The following is a 16,544-nucleotide window of genomic DNA, read 5'->3' on the forward strand; positions in this document are numbered from 1 at the left end:
GGAACACAATCTACCAAAAGGTAGAGAGGTTCCCTTCTACTCGACTTTGTTTAATATCCCACAGATAATAGACAACAATTTCTTCAACTACCATGAAAATTTAATTCTACAACTTCAGGAAAATGACCATACTTAAATAGACGCAGCTCAGTCATTTTTTTAAAAGGAGAGCGTCTGTTCATTGATTCGGGTATTTAAGGACTATGATGCTTCCGAAATAGTTACGGTGTATCCCAAGTTTTCCAGTCTCCGAACTGAATGCCGAACAATGGAGACCTGTCTCTGTTTGTCAAAGTAGTCTTCGCCGAGGTCAACGTACATTTCTTTTCTGGCAAGCAGGTAATACGCGATTCGTAACATCGCATGGGCGACCACAATGGCTGCACGCTTCTTGCCTTTTCGGCCGGCTGTCCGTCTGTATAGGGCACCAAGATAATTCTTTGATCCTCTTACTGATTGAGCTGCTTCTGTTAGTGCTGAACGAAGATACTTGTTGCCTTTTTTGGCTCTCGAAGATTTCCTTTTTCCAGCACTTTCATTGTGGCCCGGTACAAGAGCAGCCCAAGAACATAGGTGTGCGGCACTAGGGAACTGCGTTCCTACATCAGGTCCAATCTCAGCGAGGATCTGTTCGGCCATCCTTTTAGCTATGCCAGGAATGGAATCGAGCCTTTCGATATCTTCTTCATAGAGACTGACCCTTTGTGCAATCTCATTATCCAGCAGTTCAATTTGGTCAGTAAGGAAATCAATATACGTTAAAATGGTTTTTAACATAAGCCGTTGGTGAGGATTCACATATCCTTTGAGTGCAAGCTCAAGTTCATCTTTCTTCCGTTTCATTGTGCGTCGAGCTAAGTTTGATAGTTTTAAAGGATCTTCCTCACCATCAGCGATGGCACGAAGCATGTCCTTTGCAGAAACACCCATGATGTCAGAAACCACCGACCCAAGTTTAATATTCGCCCCTTCAAGCACCTTTTGAATCCGGTTGTGCTGCCGAGCACGTTCCTCGATAATGCTTCGGCGATAACGAACAAGTTCCCGGAGTTCCCGCTGGGTCCGGTTGGGGATGAAGCTGGCTTTTAACAGTCCATGCCTCAGAAGTTGGGCTATCCATTCTGCATCCTTTACATCGGTCTTGCGACCCGGAAGGGACTTCATGTGCTGAGCATTGACGACAAGGAATTCTATACCTTCTGCTTCCAAAAGGTTGACCACAGGCTTCCAGTAAACGCTTGTGCTTTCCATCGCGACGTGGCTGCATCCTTGTTCCTTAATCCAATCGATTAACTCTAAGAGAAAAACAGTTTTAGTGGAAAACGTCCGAACTTCCTTTCCTTCAGATGTCATGATGCAGGCCGTAATATTGTCTTTATGGACATCCAACCCGCAAGCTCTTTCAATGATTACATCCACTGAATTCTTCCTTTCGAGGCTAGTTAGAATGGAGGCTGGTGCAGCAACCAGAATTAGGATTAATCTACCATGAGTGCTTCCCGCGAGGGGAGCGACAGTCGGTGGTGCACCGTGGTCGTTGGAGTCAGACTAAAGGATGGGCTCTATGGCACCATAGTTGATCGACCTTCCTCTCCCAGCCTAGAAACAGTATGGACGGATCGAAGCTATTTTCATTCTCTGTGGTGAATCGCTGGTTTTGCGATTCATGGTTGGCTAAAGGGGGCATTACTTTACGTTCCGGCTGCCAATAATGGCGGCTTTTTTCTTATTGTACAAACGGGGCAGAATTTGTCTAGTTTCTTGTATGATTAATGTTAATCGGTCAACTGGAATCGGTGCAAAATTTCCGCGTAAATACGTTGCAGTCCCTAATCCTTTAACAACCAAGCCGCTTCCAAAACAAAAAGTTTGTGTACCATAGTTCAAGTATTATCAAATAGTGCAAAAAAAAAAGCCAAATATCAATACCAATACCCATGATAAAGGCTGTTAACAACCCTGAAACTTCAGGTCTTTGTCTTTTTAAAAGAGAACATTTAATGAGACATTTAAGGAACAGAATTAACCAGAACAGATCAATGCCTATTTGGAAGGGCATTTGATTTGAAACAATTAGAAAAAGAATTAGCCAATTGTTCTTCGCAATTCTTTTTTGCTTATTTTAATCATGAAGTCGCTGGTTGGCTAAAGGTCAATACTGATAATGCTCAGTCGGAAGCAATGGGCGATCAATCACTTGTAGTCGAGAGGATTTATGTAAAGATGAAATTCCAAAAACATGGGCTTGGGAAGCATCTGCTAAATAAAGCGATGGAAGTTGCGCTGGAACACAAGAAAAAGAAAATCTGGCTAGGCGTCTGGGAAGAAAATGAAAATGCCATTGCTTTTTATCAGAAAAAGGGGTTTGTCCAAACTGGCGCCCACTCTTTTTATATGGGTGATGAAGAACAAGTGGACTTAATAATGACCAAAACACTCATCTAAATTTTTTGAAAGGTGGATTATTGTAAATAGTTTAAAGTCTCCGATAGGAATTGTTGTATTTAAGATTAAGGTGGGAGAAATTCAGGCTGCATATAAATTAAGCCAGAACTGAAATGAAACAGATTATATTAACATCATTGATAAATTACAAAATGAAAGAAATCAATTTCGAAACAAACGGCAGAACTGATGGAAAAGAGATTAAAAAATCACATATAAGCCCACTTTTATTTAACCCTCAGGTGCAAGAATTAAAGGATGAAACGGAGCTGTCATATTGGCATCTTCTCTTCAGATTGTGAAAGATTGTACTTAAAGTAAAGGATGCTTTAGCTCTTTATATAATTACAAGGAAAAGTTATGCTATTGAGCTACTTCGGGGGAAATGCAACAGCTCTATTAAGGAAATGCTGTTTTGACAGAGGACCTTTGAGGTTCCTTTTTTGTTGCCATTATTAAGACTTCAACAGTTGTTCTTCTTATTTAGCTGAAGGGGGCAATGATGGTAATTGCGGCTGTTGTTGAATTTTTCTGATAGAACCTAATTGGGTGTTTATCAAATAAAGCTATAGAACAGTGTATAAGGAGGCTCTAAAGCAAAGGGAGCCACCGAATGGGGTGGCTTATACCGTGTTTAAAGCGTCACGTTTTTTCTGCTTGCATACTTTTCTCATTCCATTTTAATTTTTATCAAGTACACTTACATGAAATGAAAGGGGAGTTCGAAGTGGTACAGCGCATTTTAATTGTGGAGGATGAAGAAAAGATTGCCAGGATTTTGACGCTGGAGTTGACCCGCGAAGGTTATCAGACGAAGGCGGTCTTTGATGGCAATGAGGGGCTTGCAACTGGAGCGCAGGAACAGTGGGATCTCATTTTGCTTGATGTGATGCTTCCGGGCTTAAATGGTCTGGAGGTTCTAAGAAGAATGAGGAATAAGGAAATAACGACTCCGGTTATTCTGTTGACTGCACGGGATGCGGTTCCAGATAAGGTCAGCGGGCTGGATCTTGGTGCAAATGATTATATTACGAAACCATTTGATATGGAGGAATTGCTTGCAAGAATACGTGCCTGCCTGCGAAATAGTCCTACGACAGCGAAATTAGCAAATGAAAAGCAAGATAGCCTGTCCGCCGGCAGCCTCGTCCTTGGCTTGCCTACAAGGGAGGTCCTGAAGGAGGGAAAATTGATTGAGCTTACTGCCAGGGAATTCGACCTGTTAGCCTACCTGCTTCAAAATAAAAACTTGGTCGTTTCGCGTGACCAAATCCTCACCCATGTCTGGGGGTACGATTATATAGGGGAGACGAATGTCGTGGATGTTTACGTCCGCTATTTAAGGAAGAAAATAGACTCGGCAGGAGATGAGTCGCTGATACAGACTTACCGGGGTGTAGGATACAGCATTAAGGAGCTTTGATATGAAGATTAGAACAAAAATTCAATTATATTCAAGTCTTTTTTTACTCGCGATGCTGCTATTGTTAAATGTACTTCTGGCCTTCCTTTTCTTCAGTTTTTCTTTGGAGAGGGAAAAAGAAATGCTGGAGGACCAGGCGGCACTTTTGAAGGAAAGTCATTCAAAGAATGATATTTTCGGCGGCGGTTCTAGTATATTATCCGCCTATACTCCAGAGGACGGCACGGTCTTCATTGTTAATCTGGACAGCGAAGTTGTAAATATGAATGCCGATGATGAAGATGATGCAGAGGTCATTCCTCCCAGGCCTGTAAAGGAGGAAGAATTCGATGTGCGCTATAGGGAAGAACGATTGATTTACCGCCTTCCGTACCGTGCTGATGGTGAATTGATCGGCACAATTGAAATAAGGACCAGCCTGGAATCAGTTTTCGAAGGTTTGTCACTGCTTTCAACAGTACTAATGGTGGCATCGCTCATCATTCTCATTCTTTCGGTTGTTGCGGGGAGGTGGCTATCTACATTAATCATTGCTCCCATTTCTATTATGAGCAGGACGATGAGCGAAATTGAGAGGGATGGTACGTTTAAAACAATCCCCGTTGACGCGGGGGATTCTAAGGATGAATTGAAGGCGATGGCTGTCACCTTTAATAAGATGATGGACCGCTTAGAAATCAATTATGCTAAGCAGCAGCAATTCCTTTCCGATGCCTCTCATGAATTAAAGACACCGCTGACCATTATTGATAGTTATGCCAGCCTGTTGAAGCGTTGGGGGATGGAGGATAAGAAGATATTGGAAGAAGCTGTCGAAGCGATCCAACACGAGGCAAACCGAATGAAGACATTGACCGGGCACTTATTGGAAGCGGCCACGCAGGGCCATGCGGATGAAGCTGAGAAAGAGGAATTTGAGGCTGTCCAGTTTTGCCGGGAGGTTGCTCAGCCATTATCAAGGGCTTCCAATCGAACCATCCTGATCAATGCTTCGCAGCAGGAAATAAATATGGTTGCCGATAAGACTAAACTAGAACAGGTATTAATCATCCTCCTTGATAATGCTTTAAAATATAGCAGTGACGAAATAATCGTCAAAGTAGAACAGGATGACTGGATTGCCATCATCGTTGAGGATAAAGGCATTGGAATCTCACAGAAGGACTTAGCCTTCATTTTTGATCGTTTTTACCGGGTGGACCGTTCCCGCTCCAGAAAGACAGGAGGAAATGGGCTGGGATTGTCGATTGCGAAATCTATGGTAGATGCCATGGGGGCAGAGCTGGAAATAAAGAGTGTGGAGGGAAAAGGAACCTCGGCTGCGATTATATTTGGATGCTTAAAAATTAAAAATTCTCATCTAATTTTAATGCTACTTTCATCTTCCTATTATTTTTCCTGTTTAAATTTGAAGTATTGATAAACAAGGAGGAATACAGGATGAAAAATGCATGGCTTAAGATAAGGGAAACTGCTGTAAAAAGAAAGAAAATAATCATCACTATCTTTTCAATTCTCTTGCTGATCGTATTGGGGGCAGCAGGCACGGCGGTCTATGCGGAGAAAAGTATGTTAAAGATTTCTGAAACTGAGGCATCTGAAATTGTCAGCAAAGAATTAGATGGTGACGTAACCGAAATGGAAAAGGATTGGGATTATAATCAAGTACAATATGAAATGACCGTCAAGACAGACACTGGGTATAATGAAGTTGAGCTGGATGGGACAACAGGGAAAATCATTGCTGTTGAAAAGGACGATGACGATGACGAGCTTGCTGATGGTGGATCCATCCAAGGCGATATCGATAGCACAGATGATGATTCCACACGCAGAGAGACAGCCAAAAAGCCAAAAGTAAGCGTTGAGGCCGCGGTAGAAACGGCCTTGAAAAAAGTGAATGGTACCGTAACCGATCGTGAACTCGAAACAGAGAACGGAATATTGTTATACGATATTGAAATTTCGCAAGAACAAAAGGAATTTGATGTGAAAGTAGACGCAGGGACAGGAAAGGTCATTAAGGTCGAGGAAGAGAAATAGGGCCAAGGTATGCTACTAAGGTGCTTTTCAACAAAACGGATGGATTAAGTAAAGGTCAGAGCCGTCATTTAGACGGCTTTTCTTAGTGTGCCAGGCATGGCAACTATCTAGGTGGTGAAAGTCCACTGTGGGGGTACACATCGAGCTGAACTATACCCCGGATAGCGGACACTGATAAAAAAGTGCCCCTATCCGGGGTTTTTGTGTTTCAATAGATTTAATGAATATGGGCGAGAATTATCATGAGTAAGAATATTTATAATGAATTCCAAATTAAAGAGCTTGAGAAGAACCCTAATGTTTTGAGCGCTTCTGAAAGGTCAATCTCCTATAGTCCTGAATTTATGCTAAAAGCAGTCACGGATTACAAAAATGGAAAAACTTCAGCGCATTGACCTAGACATGATCGGTAAGGAACAACCCAAACGTTGTCTTAAGCGTTGGAGGGATTCGTATGAAAGGTTTAGAGAAGGAAGGTTTCCTTACAGAATACAGAGGCAAAGGGAGTACAGGGGCCCTTCTTCAAAACATCTTTCCGCGGAAGAGAAATTAAGGAAAGCTGAGGCACGCATTTAATTCCTTGAGGCAGAGAATGACTTCCTAAAAAAGCTGGAAGAGTTAGAAAGGCAGGCGTTGAAGAAGAAACGGTTCTAACGGCAACTGAGAAGTTTTCTTTGATCGAGAAAACGATAAGAATATATCAGGTAAATAAAGCTGTTTCATACCTGGAACTGGCAGGTGTTAGCCGAAGTGGCTACTATGATTGGTTGAGGTCTGCACCTTTAGGGCACAACGTGACGAGCAGGATGAATTGGATATAGAGTTGATCCAAGAGATTTTCATAAGCAAAAAAGAAAAAGTAGGAGCCCTTCAAATAAAAAAGGTAACTGATAAATTCAGCTACCTTTTTTGGAAATTATTTAATTTGAATCTTTTCTTTTCCACTAACTTGGATAAACCATTTTCCAGATGCGTATGATTCTTTTGAAATCTCATACACTTGAACGTCAGTTACCTTAATGTTAGGGTTTAAGTCACTCATTAACTTAGAGTTATCAATGTTAGTTTCAACAGAATAGTTTGAACTAGCATCTATGTCAGTTTCATACTCTGTACCTTTTTCATCAACCAGCTTAAAGGTTGGTGTTGAAAATGCTCCGATAGGTTTTTCAGAAACGTTCTTAACTGTCAATTGAACTGCTACTAAAGTGCCGCCATCAGAAGCTTTTTTACTAATAAACTCATTACCTACTTGAGCTTTTTCTTCTACTTTAGTAATTACAATTTCAGCCTTTTCATCAACCACAACTGGCTCATTTACTTTGTATACTTTTTCTTCTTTTACCTTAGATGAACTATCAGCAGGCGTTGATCCAGATGTAGAAGCTGAATCTGAACCGCCTCCACCAGCTGCACTACTTATGATAGCTATTAGAATGATTGCTACTATGAAGGTCATAATCTTATGTCTCATAAACCAATTGCGCTGATCTTTACCGCAATGAGGACATTTTTTAACTCCCTTGGCAACTTCTTTATTACATGCCTTGCATTGTACTAGATTGGACATTATATATTCTAGCCCCTTTTGTCTATAGGATGTGAGTCTATTGTTATAGCCATATATCATCTTACAGTAAACTTCCAGATAAATATATTGGTAATATATAGTCTATTTATATATGTTAGCTTTATAATGATATATTAATATAATAATTTTTATCAATTCGCAGTTTATTTCAAGAAGACAGGCTGTATTTTATCAAAAAAATAATTAATTGAAGGGAATCATAATAGGATAAGTTAAGTTAGTTATTTTTCTTAGCTGTCTCAATAATAGCTAATGCGTTGTGGAATATATATCGGCTACTTCTTTATCACCTTTGGAATAAGATTTGCACAGGCCTCGAGTGTAGTCTTAGGGTTGGTGGACTTAACTGTGCAGATACTTACAATATCTGCTCCTTCAGAAACAGGATAGAAGCGTGTGTATGCAGTTTAATCATAAAACGAATTGAGGTCACATTAGAATCTATAATGACTCTTTCCGCTGAATCTTTATACAATTGAAGAACCATGGATTTTCGTGGATTATTTGAACCAACAAGCTGTAGTTCAACCTTCTATTGCAAGAAATTCCCTTGTTCCTAAAAGCCGCCAATTGGATTTCATTTTAAAACTAAAAAACGAGTGGTAAATTACCACCCGCATAATGATTATTTCAATACACTATCTAAAAATTTAAACACTTCTTCAAGATTTTCTTCTGAATTAAACTGTTCCCCACCGTGACCAGCACCTTCTATAAGGGATAGAGTGACTTTTTCTTTGCCTATAACGTTCGTTAATTTTTCTGCAAAATCAATTGATTGTTGAGTGGGAACGTTTTGGTCAGCAGTGCCGTGTTGAATAAAGAAGTACGGATCATTTTTAGTAATGTAGCTTGCTGGATTCGCTTTTTCGGCTTGTTCAACGTTTTCTGTTATATTACCTCCAATATATTTACTTTCTGGAGATGTATCTGAACTTCTCTCTCCCAACTTAGGGGTAATTCCTGATTCTACAAATTGCTCGTCCAGTTTTAAGAATTCAAGTGGTCCAAACCAATCAATAACAGCCTTTACTTCAGAGGAATACTTTGGGTTTTCAGGTTTTTCACCATTTAACGAGTTATCATCCCCACTTGTACCAGCTAAAGCCGCTAAGTTTCCACCAGCACTATTTCCCCATACAGCAATGTTGCTAGGGTCCAAGTTATACTCTTTGGCATTCTTCTTAATATATCGAATCGCTGCTTTTACATCATTTATCGCTGCAGGAAAAATAGCTTCACCGGATAGTCTATAATTAACCGGCACAACAGCATACCCGCGATTCACACCTTCCAGCGTAGGAGAAAGGTCTGCACCTGTTTTATCTCCCTTCATAAATCCGCCGCCGTGAATAGCAACAATTACCGGGAAAGGACCTTCACCTTCATTCGGCAAATAAATATCCAACTTTTGTATTTCAGATTTGCTGCCATAGGCAACATCTTTATACTTAGTCTTGATGTTTGATGTATCTATGCTTTCTTCTTCAGGTCCACCGCCGCCTGACTTTTCGGTAGAATCAGGCTTCTCATTTGAAATGTTAGCTGATGAATTTTTTGCGGCTGCTGTATCCTCTGAACTGCTCGTTGAACAGCCTGCAAATAGAGTGGCCGCTAGGGACATGGATAATAATAATGGTATAGTTTTTTTCATTTCGTATCACTCCTGTTTGTTTTGGATGATTTTTCTACAAGAAAATCGTAACAAAACAATGTGGCACAAAAATGGCAGAAAAACGAGATAAAGCGTACATTTTTTTGGCGGGAACTCTATCCTCTTTTAAGGGTAATAGTAAATGTTGTTCCTAAATTTAATTGGCTTTTAACACTAATCTTCTCCCCAAGCTGCGCCATGATTTCATGTGCTATTGAAAGGCCAAGGCCACTGCCCGCGCTATTATGTGAGAGGTCTTCTTTATTAAATCGATCAAATATGTGAGGGAGAAATTCCCTAGAGATTCCTGGACCGTTATCTGTAATCATTATCTCCACTTTTTTGCTAATACTTTTTGCATCAATTGTAATGAACCCATTTTCCGGAGTGAACTTAAACGCGTTATCCAGCAATATGGTAAGAACTTGTATAATCCGATCTTCATTTGAATATGTTTGCGGCAGATTTTTTGCCCGCTCAGTTATATGAAATTGAAGATCCATATCATCTGCTAGAACTGAAAAGGGCTCCGACACCCGTTCAATTAATTGATTTGTATTAATAGCTGATTTAGTAAATGCAATTTTCTTGCTTTGTAATCGCGATAACTCTAGTAAATCGGAAATGAGTTTTTCAAGGCGAGCGCTTTCTCTTAATATGATGCTGTAATATTGGTCGATTCTTGATTGGTCTCTAACTACGTGGTCTGATAGTGTTTCAGTCAAGGCTTTTATAGACGCAAGAGGGGATTTTAATTCATGGCTTATATTTGCAATATAATCTTTTCGCATTTGTTCAAGCTGATTCTTCTCTTTAATAAACAAAGTTAGAAAGACCAGAATTATGATTGTTCCAATTGCTAATGTAGTAAAGAATACAAGATAAAAACCATGAAGGGCAGCCTTGTAAGCACGTGCCGGTTTTAAGAGAAAGATGCTGCCTGTTACTTTATTGTTTTGGACGATAGACTGTCCGATCACAATTGCTTTTGAAGAAAAGTCGGGTATTTCCTTAATTTCGACCACTGTTTTGCCACTAACAATTTTAGGTAAATACGATTTTAAAACGTTTTTCATTTTGGTTTCTGAAAAAGATGGGGAAACGTCCTCTTTAAATATATCGATTTCATTTCCGTGGACATTATATGCTTTAATAAGGAAATCATCGTTCCTCCTAATTTTTTCTCCATTAGAAACATGTTCTCTTATTAAAGTAAGATGAGGTTGCAGTTCATCAATCTTTGATTGTATAAAGTAATGTTTAATAGCAAAAGCACCTAACAGCTGCCCTAAAATAAATATAGATAAAATCACTAATGCAATTGAGAGTTTACTAGAGAAAAATCTTTTCATATGATTTCCTCAAACTTGTAGCCCACTCCATACACGGACTTTATTAAAAAATGTGGAGATGCCTTTGCAACTTTTTGCCGTATTCGTTTAATTAAGGTGTCTACTGCACGTGTATCTCCGGTATAATCATATCCCCATATTTTGTACAGCATCTCCTCACGATTTATCACTTTGCCTATGTTTTTAACTAGGTATGCTAATAACTTAACCTCTTTGGCCGTAAGTTCAATCTCCTGATTATTAATGATAACACCGTATCCGTCTATATCAATTGAGAGATTGGCTGCTTTCAAGTAATTGGGGGCTTCTTGTTTGGGTTGTACCCGTTTAAGAATTGTTTTGATTCTAATCACTACTTCACGTGGAGAAAAAGGTTTTGTCAAATAATCATCTGCACCGATTTCCAGGCCAATGATTCGATCCATTTCTTCTCCTCTTGCACTAAGCATTATGATTGGAATGTCACTCGTTTTACGTATTTCTTTACAGACCTCAGTCCCAAAACGTCCGGGAAGCATTATATCGAGCACTACTAAATCGAATTTGTTTTCTTTTAGAAGCTTAAGTGCCTGCTCTCCGTCATAAGCAGAAACGCTACTCATGTTTTCAGCTTGCAAATAGGCGTTGATACTTTCGTGAACAGCAACATTGTCATCACAGATTAAAACCGTCACTTTATAGTCCATAATTCGATTTCCCTTCAATATCAAGAGTTCATTTTTTGTTCAATGAACTGAATTTTATAATCGAACACTATGTTTCCATACATTTAGAAAGAATGCAATTTGAATATACTATTGACCACATCTATAGAATACAAGGTAGCTGTGAAAAATACCGACTATTACCTCTGGTAGTTGAAGGGTATTTAGTGCTATAGCAACATGAAATGTAGTTAATGGGATCTATTTATATAAAACTGGTAGACCAATATAAGAGGTACCAAATCATTTAAAAGAGGATGTGAAATTAGCATCCAACGAGAATCCAAGAGGTCCATCTACTAAAGCGATTAAAGCAATTTCTGAGTCTTTAAACAATCTTAAACGGTATCCTGATTCCCATCCTGCTAATTTGAAAAAAGGCACTCAGTAATTATTGTCCAATAGTATTTTTTTCGTTTAGTTAAATAAGACTTTGTAGGGATTTTATGGAATAGGGGTGATATAAACAGAAGATAAATCGGATAAATGGTATGCGTTTGAAATTATTAGTGATGGTGTTAGTTGTAACATTTTTATTTACCAAAACGGCTTGTTCTTCTGATATCTAAAAGGTAGTGGTCGGTAAACACTGCTACATTCTAATTTTTCTATGCATTATTCATTTAACAGAGTTGATTTTGGAAGCGATGCTGAACCTTTGTAAATCAATCTTTTTAAACTTAATTATCTCAGTTAATGTCTTCTAATTCTGGAACAAGATTGACAGGGGAGGGGTCGTCGGATCGAACCCTTCACAGATTATCTGAGAGGAAAGTAGTTTCAAATCCTTGCTATACAAGGGTGTGGATCTTTTTGTTTTTAAAGGAATTTTGTTCCGGATTTATTGTGATGAACAATACCACAAGTTACGGTTAAATAAAATTAGAGGGTGTCTGTCGGTTCACTTGTAACGGAAACCAATGCCTTAACCCTTGCAAGAAGCTGAGTTAAGGCATTGGTCTTTGGGTGTTCCTGGGGCCATGTTGACGGACTTCTCACTTTTTTACCAGTTTAAATTAGCTTATAATTATCAGAAAATAGTAGATATTTTATTCTATAAATAATTATAATAGATATGATATGGTTATAATTGAGAAAGAAAAGATGTTTTCCTAGGTGGTGACTTGCTTTTTGTGACATGTAGCATGAGCGCCTACTCTTTATTGCAAATATAGGGAATAAGGAAGGTTATAATGAGCAGCATACAGAAAACAACAGACGTTATCTTAATTGGTGCCGGAATCATGAGTGCGACTTTAGGGACACTCTTGAAAGAGTTAGTACCGGAATGGAATATTAAAGTGTTTGAGAAGCTCGAAAAAGCAGGCGAGGAAAGCTCTAACGAATGGAATAATGCAGGGACAGGGCATGCCGCACTGTGCGAGCTTAACTACACTGTGGAAAAACCAGACGGATCTATAGATATTAGCAAAGCGATTAAAATTAATGAACAGTTCCAGGTTTCAACGCAGTTTTGGTCTTATCTTGTAAACAGCAAGCTGATCAATAATCCGCAGGAATTTATCATGCCACTGCCTCATATGAGTATGGTACAAGGGGAAGAAAATGTAACGTTTTTAAAGAAACGTTTTAAAGCGCTGTCAAACAATCCCCTTTTTAAAGGGATGGAATTTTCCAATGACCCAGCAAAACTTGTGGAATGGATTCCGCTTATCATGGAAGGCCGTACATCGAATGAACCAATAGCGGCAACAAAAATCGACTCTGGAACGGATGTCAACTTTGGTGCTTTAACACGCATGTTGTTTGACCACTTACAGACTAAAAACGTTGATATCAAATACAATCATAGTGTGGAAAATATTAAACGTACTAGCGATGGCTCGTGGGAATTAAAAGTGCGGAATGTCTTTAGCGGTAGCGTTAAGCACCATAGGGCAAAATTTGTCTTTATCGGAGGCGGTGGCGGAAGCCTGCATTTACTGCAAAAAACCGGTATTCCTGAGTCAAAACATATTGGCGGATTTCCGGTAAGCGGAATATTTATGGTATGCAATAATCCGGAAGTTGTAGCGCAGCATCATGCAAAAGTATACGGCAAAGCGAAGGTTGGTGCTCCGCCAATGTCTGTTCCGCATCTTGACACACGATTTATTGAAAACAAAAAGTCGTTACTATTTGGACCATTTGCAGGCTTCTCACCGAAGTTCTTAAAAACGGGTTCAATGTTTGATTTAGTCACTTCGGTAAAACCGAGTAATGTCTTAACGATGTTAGCGGCAGGCGCAAAAGAGATGTCATTGACTAAATACCTGATCCAGCAAGTAATGTTATCGAAAGAACAGCGTATGGAAGAGTTACGCGAATTTATTCCGAACGCGAAAAGCGAGGATTGGGATTTAGTAGTAGCGGGCCAGCGTGTACAAGTTATCAAAGATACGGAAGCAGGCGGCAAAGGAACGCTTCAATTTGGTACGGAGGTGATTACTGCTGCTGATGGCTCGATTGCAGCATTACTAGGTGCTTCTCCGGGTGCATCAACAGCAGTTCACGTTATGCTGGAAGTAATCAAAAAATGCTTCCCGCAAGAAATGCAAGAGTGGGAACCAAAAATCAAAGAAATGATTCCTTCTTATGGGTTGTCACTAATGGAAAACCCAGCGCTTCTTCAAAAAGTTCACACTTCAACAGCGCAAGCTCTTTGTCAACGCAAAAACGAACCGGTCTATAGTTAATTCTTTGGATGTAGAAACAAAGGCTTTTAATAAAAAAGTTTAAGCAACTTTTTATCAATGAAAAACTGTTTCTATGATGAAGAGTTTGAAAAATACAGAGATAAAATAAAGAAATTACTTATAGAATTGAGTAAATAATAGAATATGATTAGAAATAAAACATAGAGCCTTTGATTCTTTGGATTGAAGGCTCTTTTTTAATATTCGAAATTAAACAGTTTACGGTGAACCGAATCATAAGTAGATGGAGGTCCCATGTTTTTACTTATATGAATACTAAAAGCACATCAATATGAATAGTTGGGGTGCTTTTTTGCTTATATTTAGCTGATAAATTTGATTGTAAAATCTTGTCTTGGTCCGGTAAATCATCATGGTGCCATTGACAATTTTGCTGTCTATCCGGGCCCTATGTAAGGACTTTTCCTATATGGATCGGGAGCCGGGCATAATCAATCGGTGATACGCGCAAGCCTTCTGAAGCTGCCGATTGTTCTGGAAATCATTGGAGAACGTCCATTCAAGTTCGACCCACTTGTCCAACTTTATAAACAAGCGGCGGCTCAGGATGGTGATCACTATCCGACAGGGCCTGCTAGGTGATTGTCGCTTCAGAAGGGCAAGATGTTTATGTTCGATGCCAGTTAAAAAATTCCCATTATAAATTTTCCATAAAATAGAGATACAGCTAATTAACACATTAGGAATAGGTATATGAATGTCATAAATAAGACAAGTTTCTACTGATTTAGGGTCTAGTTAGACCTTGTATTAGAGTACTTGGTCTTATTTTTTTTCCTCATTTTTGCCTATACATAACCTTATATAACATCATAAGGTACAGCATGGTGCTAAGAATTTTTGGAGATGACGAGAACGTAATAGTGAGGATGTGCTGGTATCCAATTAATGAAAGGAATACATCATTCTATTAATACAGGATACTTAAACAGAAGATCTGATATTTGGTGGAACAGTTTTCCATCTAAGGAAAACTTCTGATTAAAGGGTTGAAAAATGATTAGGAGGTTTAACATTGAGCAATGATGTCCATGAAGTTGATGACAGAATTGAAAAAATGATGCTCCCAGAAAATCAGGGGGGAGACCCAACAACTAGAGATTATTTTTGGTATATTTCACTCGGTATTTTCTTTCCAATGATTTTGCTTATATGGGGATGGTTTTAATGGTGAACTATCCGCAAAATCATAAATCAGACACAGAGAGTATATTTCCGGTTCTTAAAAAGGATAGGAAATGGAGTTCGAATGATTTATTACTAGTTTCAATCAGCAATTCTGTTGCTACCTGGTGCTTTCTCATGGGTGGTTTTGCGGGTTATTTTCTAAATGCAAAAATGGGCAGTATCGCATTAATTGCAGGCTCAATGATTGGTATTTTTTTTGTGGCACTCGCTCTTGTTCCAATCACAACGAAATATGGACTTGAAAGTGTTATAACTTCTAAACTTTTTTTCGGAAATAGGGGCTGGATCATTGCGTTAATCCTACAATATATTTCTGTTATCGGATGGAATTCGATCTTACTTATCTTTTTCGGAAAAGCAGCCAGCAGAATGTTAATAGAAGCTGGCTTAATAAGTGCCGGTACAAAAAATCTGGGAATGTCAGTACTTACCCTTATCGCCCTAATTTTTGTCTGGTTTTCTTTACGAAAAGGTGCAATATCTGTCCGGATCATTTCTAAAATTATTGCAGTCATCATTATGTCGATAGGTGCCTGGATGTTTTATATGATCATAAACAATTTTGGGATTAGTGGCATTGCTGAAGCTAAGCCATTAGCATCCTCAGGGGACAAACTTTGGGATTATGTAACTGGGGTAGAAATCGGTTTAGTGAGTCTTATGGCATGGTGGCCGTATATCGGCGGAATGGTTCGTGTGGTTCCGAAAACAAGCCAGGCTACCATTCCAGCAATGCTTGGACTTGGGTTACCTGTTGCGATAATGAGCATCATCGGACTATTCTCTATTTTAGTAATCGGAGATTCAGATCCAACAAGCTGGATGACGGAGCTTGGAGGAGTAGTGATTGGAAGTATTGCGCTGCTTTTCATTGCGTTGGCGAACTTTGGATCGGCTGTTATTGGCGTTTATATCTCAAGTCTTGGACTAAGGCATATACCTTTCATGCAAAAGCTTTCCTGGAATCAAACGACTGGTTTGGCGTTAATGCCGGTAGCATTGATAGTCATTTTTATCCCAGGTGTGTTCTTTGATAACTTCGGAACTTTCCTTACTTTATCAGGGGTTTTATTCGCCCCGCTAATCGGGATACAGATTGTAGATTATCATTTGTTTAGGAACAGAAGATTGGATGTTAAAGAGCTTTATAATCCATCTTTAAACTCTTCCTATACTTTCTTAAGGGGCTGGAATCCTGCCGGTATTTTAGGAATGGTTGTCGGTTTTTTTACTTATTTATATCTTCTTGATCCAATAACATATGAATCAAATGCTCCTTATCAATATGTTACAGCAACGCTTCCCACAATGTTTATAGGCGCATTTGTTTATTGGACAGTTACCAAATGGATCGTAATCCCAAGAGGATGGGGTGGGTATAAATAAGAATAGAGCGGTGTCCCAGGATCAGAAGCCGAATGCATTGT

The 16,544-nt window shown here is 39.2% G+C and carries 12 protein-coding genes and 3 pseudogenes; 9 read left to right on the forward strand and 6 right to left on the reverse strand.

Annotation, left to right across the window (positions count from 1 at the left end; genetic code table 11):
* Positions 1–201: 201 nt before the first annotated feature.
* Positions 202–1,419, reverse strand: a complete 1,218-nt coding sequence (locus D0469_RS08480; protein WP_117326323.1) for an IS110 family RNA-guided transposase — start codon at positions 1,417–1,419, stop codon at positions 202–204.
* Positions 1,420–1,758: 339 nt separating this feature from the next.
* Positions 1,759–2,005: pseudogene (locus D0469_RS08485) on the reverse strand (hypothetical protein); the annotation flags it as partial.
* Between D0469_RS08485 and D0469_RS08490 the strand changes: the two are divergent.
* From D0469_RS08490 to D0469_RS21035, 6 genes and pseudogenes are all read left to right on the forward strand, one after another.
* A pseudogene (locus tag D0469_RS08490) lies at positions 1,994–2,445 on the forward strand (GNAT family N-acetyltransferase); the annotation flags it as partial. The pseudogenes D0469_RS08485 and D0469_RS08490 sit on opposite strands and share 12 nt — an antisense overlap.
* Before the next feature lie 16 nt (positions 2,446–2,461).
* Positions 2,462–2,664: pseudogene (locus D0469_RS08495) on the forward strand (FMN-binding negative transcriptional regulator); the annotation flags it as partial.
* A gap of 508 nt (positions 2,665–3,172) precedes the next feature.
* Positions 3,173–3,868 carry a response regulator transcription factor gene (locus tag D0469_RS08500; RefSeq protein WP_233522990.1) on the forward strand — a complete coding sequence of 232 codons (696 nt, stop codon included), beginning with the start codon at positions 3,173–3,175 and terminating at the stop codon, positions 3,866–3,868.
* Position 3,869: 1 nt separating this feature from the next.
* Complete coding sequence (locus tag D0469_RS08505; RefSeq protein WP_117326324.1) at positions 3,870–5,288, forward strand: sensor histidine kinase; 1,419 nt, start codon at positions 3,870–3,872, stop codon at positions 5,286–5,288.
* Between the two features lie 20 nt (positions 5,289–5,308).
* The gene (locus D0469_RS08510) at positions 5,309–5,911 is read left to right on the forward strand and encodes a PepSY domain-containing protein (protein WP_117326325.1); all 603 of its coding nucleotides are present in this window, start codon (positions 5,309–5,311) and stop codon (positions 5,909–5,911) included.
* A 242-nt stretch (positions 5,912–6,153) separates the two neighbouring features.
* Positions 6,154–6,306: a hypothetical protein gene (locus tag D0469_RS21035; protein WP_158553392.1), complete on the forward strand. Its 153-nt coding sequence runs from the start codon at positions 6,154–6,156 to the stop codon at positions 6,304–6,306.
* 521 nt (positions 6,307–6,827) lie between these two features.
* On the opposite strand, the gene D0469_RS08515 is transcribed toward D0469_RS21035, so the two are convergent.
* The 4 genes from D0469_RS08515 to D0469_RS08530 all read right to left on the reverse strand — a co-directional run bounded on the left by D0469_RS08515 (position 6,828) and on the right by D0469_RS08530 (position 11,194).
* Positions 6,828–7,484 (reverse strand): DUF4352 domain-containing protein, encoded by a 657-nt coding sequence (locus D0469_RS08515; RefSeq protein WP_117326350.1) that lies wholly within the window; start codon positions 7,482–7,484, stop codon positions 6,828–6,830.
* A 643-nt stretch (positions 7,485–8,127) separates the two neighbouring features.
* Positions 8,128–9,156 carry an alpha/beta hydrolase gene (locus tag D0469_RS08520; protein WP_233522991.1) on the reverse strand — a complete coding sequence of 343 codons (1,029 nt, stop codon included), beginning with the start codon at positions 9,154–9,156 and terminating at the stop codon, positions 8,128–8,130.
* Between the two features lie 116 nt (positions 9,157–9,272).
* On the reverse strand, positions 9,273–10,508 hold the full coding sequence (locus D0469_RS08525) for a sensor histidine kinase (RefSeq protein ID WP_117326326.1): 1,236 nt from the start codon (positions 10,506–10,508) through the stop codon (positions 9,273–9,275).
* The gene (locus D0469_RS08530) at positions 10,505–11,194 is read right to left on the reverse strand and encodes a response regulator transcription factor (RefSeq protein ID WP_117326327.1); all 690 of its coding nucleotides are present in this window, start codon (positions 11,192–11,194) and stop codon (positions 10,505–10,507) included. The genes D0469_RS08525 and D0469_RS08530 overlap by 4 nt, the downstream gene beginning before the upstream one ends.
* Positions 11,195–12,405: 1,211 nt before the next feature.
* Here D0469_RS08530 and D0469_RS08535 point away from each other — a divergent pair.
* From D0469_RS08535 to D0469_RS08540, 3 genes are all read left to right on the forward strand, one after another.
* Positions 12,406–13,908, forward strand: a complete 1,503-nt coding sequence (locus tag D0469_RS08535) for a malate:quinone oxidoreductase (RefSeq protein ID WP_117326328.1) — start codon at positions 12,406–12,408, stop codon at positions 13,906–13,908.
* A gap of 1,036 nt (positions 13,909–14,944) precedes the next feature.
* On the forward strand, positions 14,945–15,097 hold the full coding sequence (locus tag D0469_RS21040) for a hypothetical protein (RefSeq protein ID WP_158553393.1): 153 nt from the start codon (positions 14,945–14,947) through the stop codon (positions 15,095–15,097).
* Positions 15,097–16,503, forward strand: a complete 1,407-nt coding sequence (locus D0469_RS08540; RefSeq protein ID WP_158553394.1) for a cytosine permease — start codon at positions 15,097–15,099, stop codon at positions 16,501–16,503. Before D0469_RS21040 ends, D0469_RS08540 begins: the two co-directional genes overlap by 1 nt.
* The last annotated feature ends 41 nt before the right edge of the window (positions 16,504–16,544 follow it).

Source organism: Peribacillus saganii, from assembly GCF_003429095.1.
Classification (GTDB): domain Bacteria; phylum Bacillota; class Bacilli; order Bacillales; family DSM-1321; genus Peribacillus; species Peribacillus saganii.

Coding starts and splice junctions, on each gene's coding strand:
- D0469_RS08505 (WP_117326324.1), top strand. CDS start 3,870: ATGAAGATTAGAACAAAAATTCAATTATATTCAAGTCTTTTTTTACTC.
- D0469_RS08510 (WP_117326325.1), top strand. CDS start 5,309: ATGAAAAATGCATGGCTTAAGATAAGGGAAACTGCTGTAAAAAGAAAG.
- D0469_RS21035 (WP_158553392.1), top strand. CDS start 6,154: ATGAGTAAGAATATTTATAATGAATTCCAAATTAAAGAGCTTGAGAAG.
- D0469_RS08520 (WP_233522991.1), bottom strand. CDS start 9,156: ATGAAAAAAACTATACCATTATTATTATCCATGTCCCTAGCGGCCACT.
- D0469_RS08525 (WP_117326326.1), bottom strand. CDS start 10,508: ATGAAAAGATTTTTCTCTAGTAAACTCTCAATTGCATTAGTGATTTTA.
- D0469_RS08530 (WP_117326327.1), bottom strand. CDS start 11,194: ATGGACTATAAAGTGACGGTTTTAATCTGTGATGACAATGTTGCTGTT.
- D0469_RS08535 (WP_117326328.1), top strand. CDS start 12,406: ATGAGCAGCATACAGAAAACAACAGACGTTATCTTAATTGGTGCCGGA.
- D0469_RS08540 (WP_158553394.1), top strand. CDS start 15,097: ATGGTGAACTATCCGCAAAATCATAAATCAGACACAGAGAGTATATTT.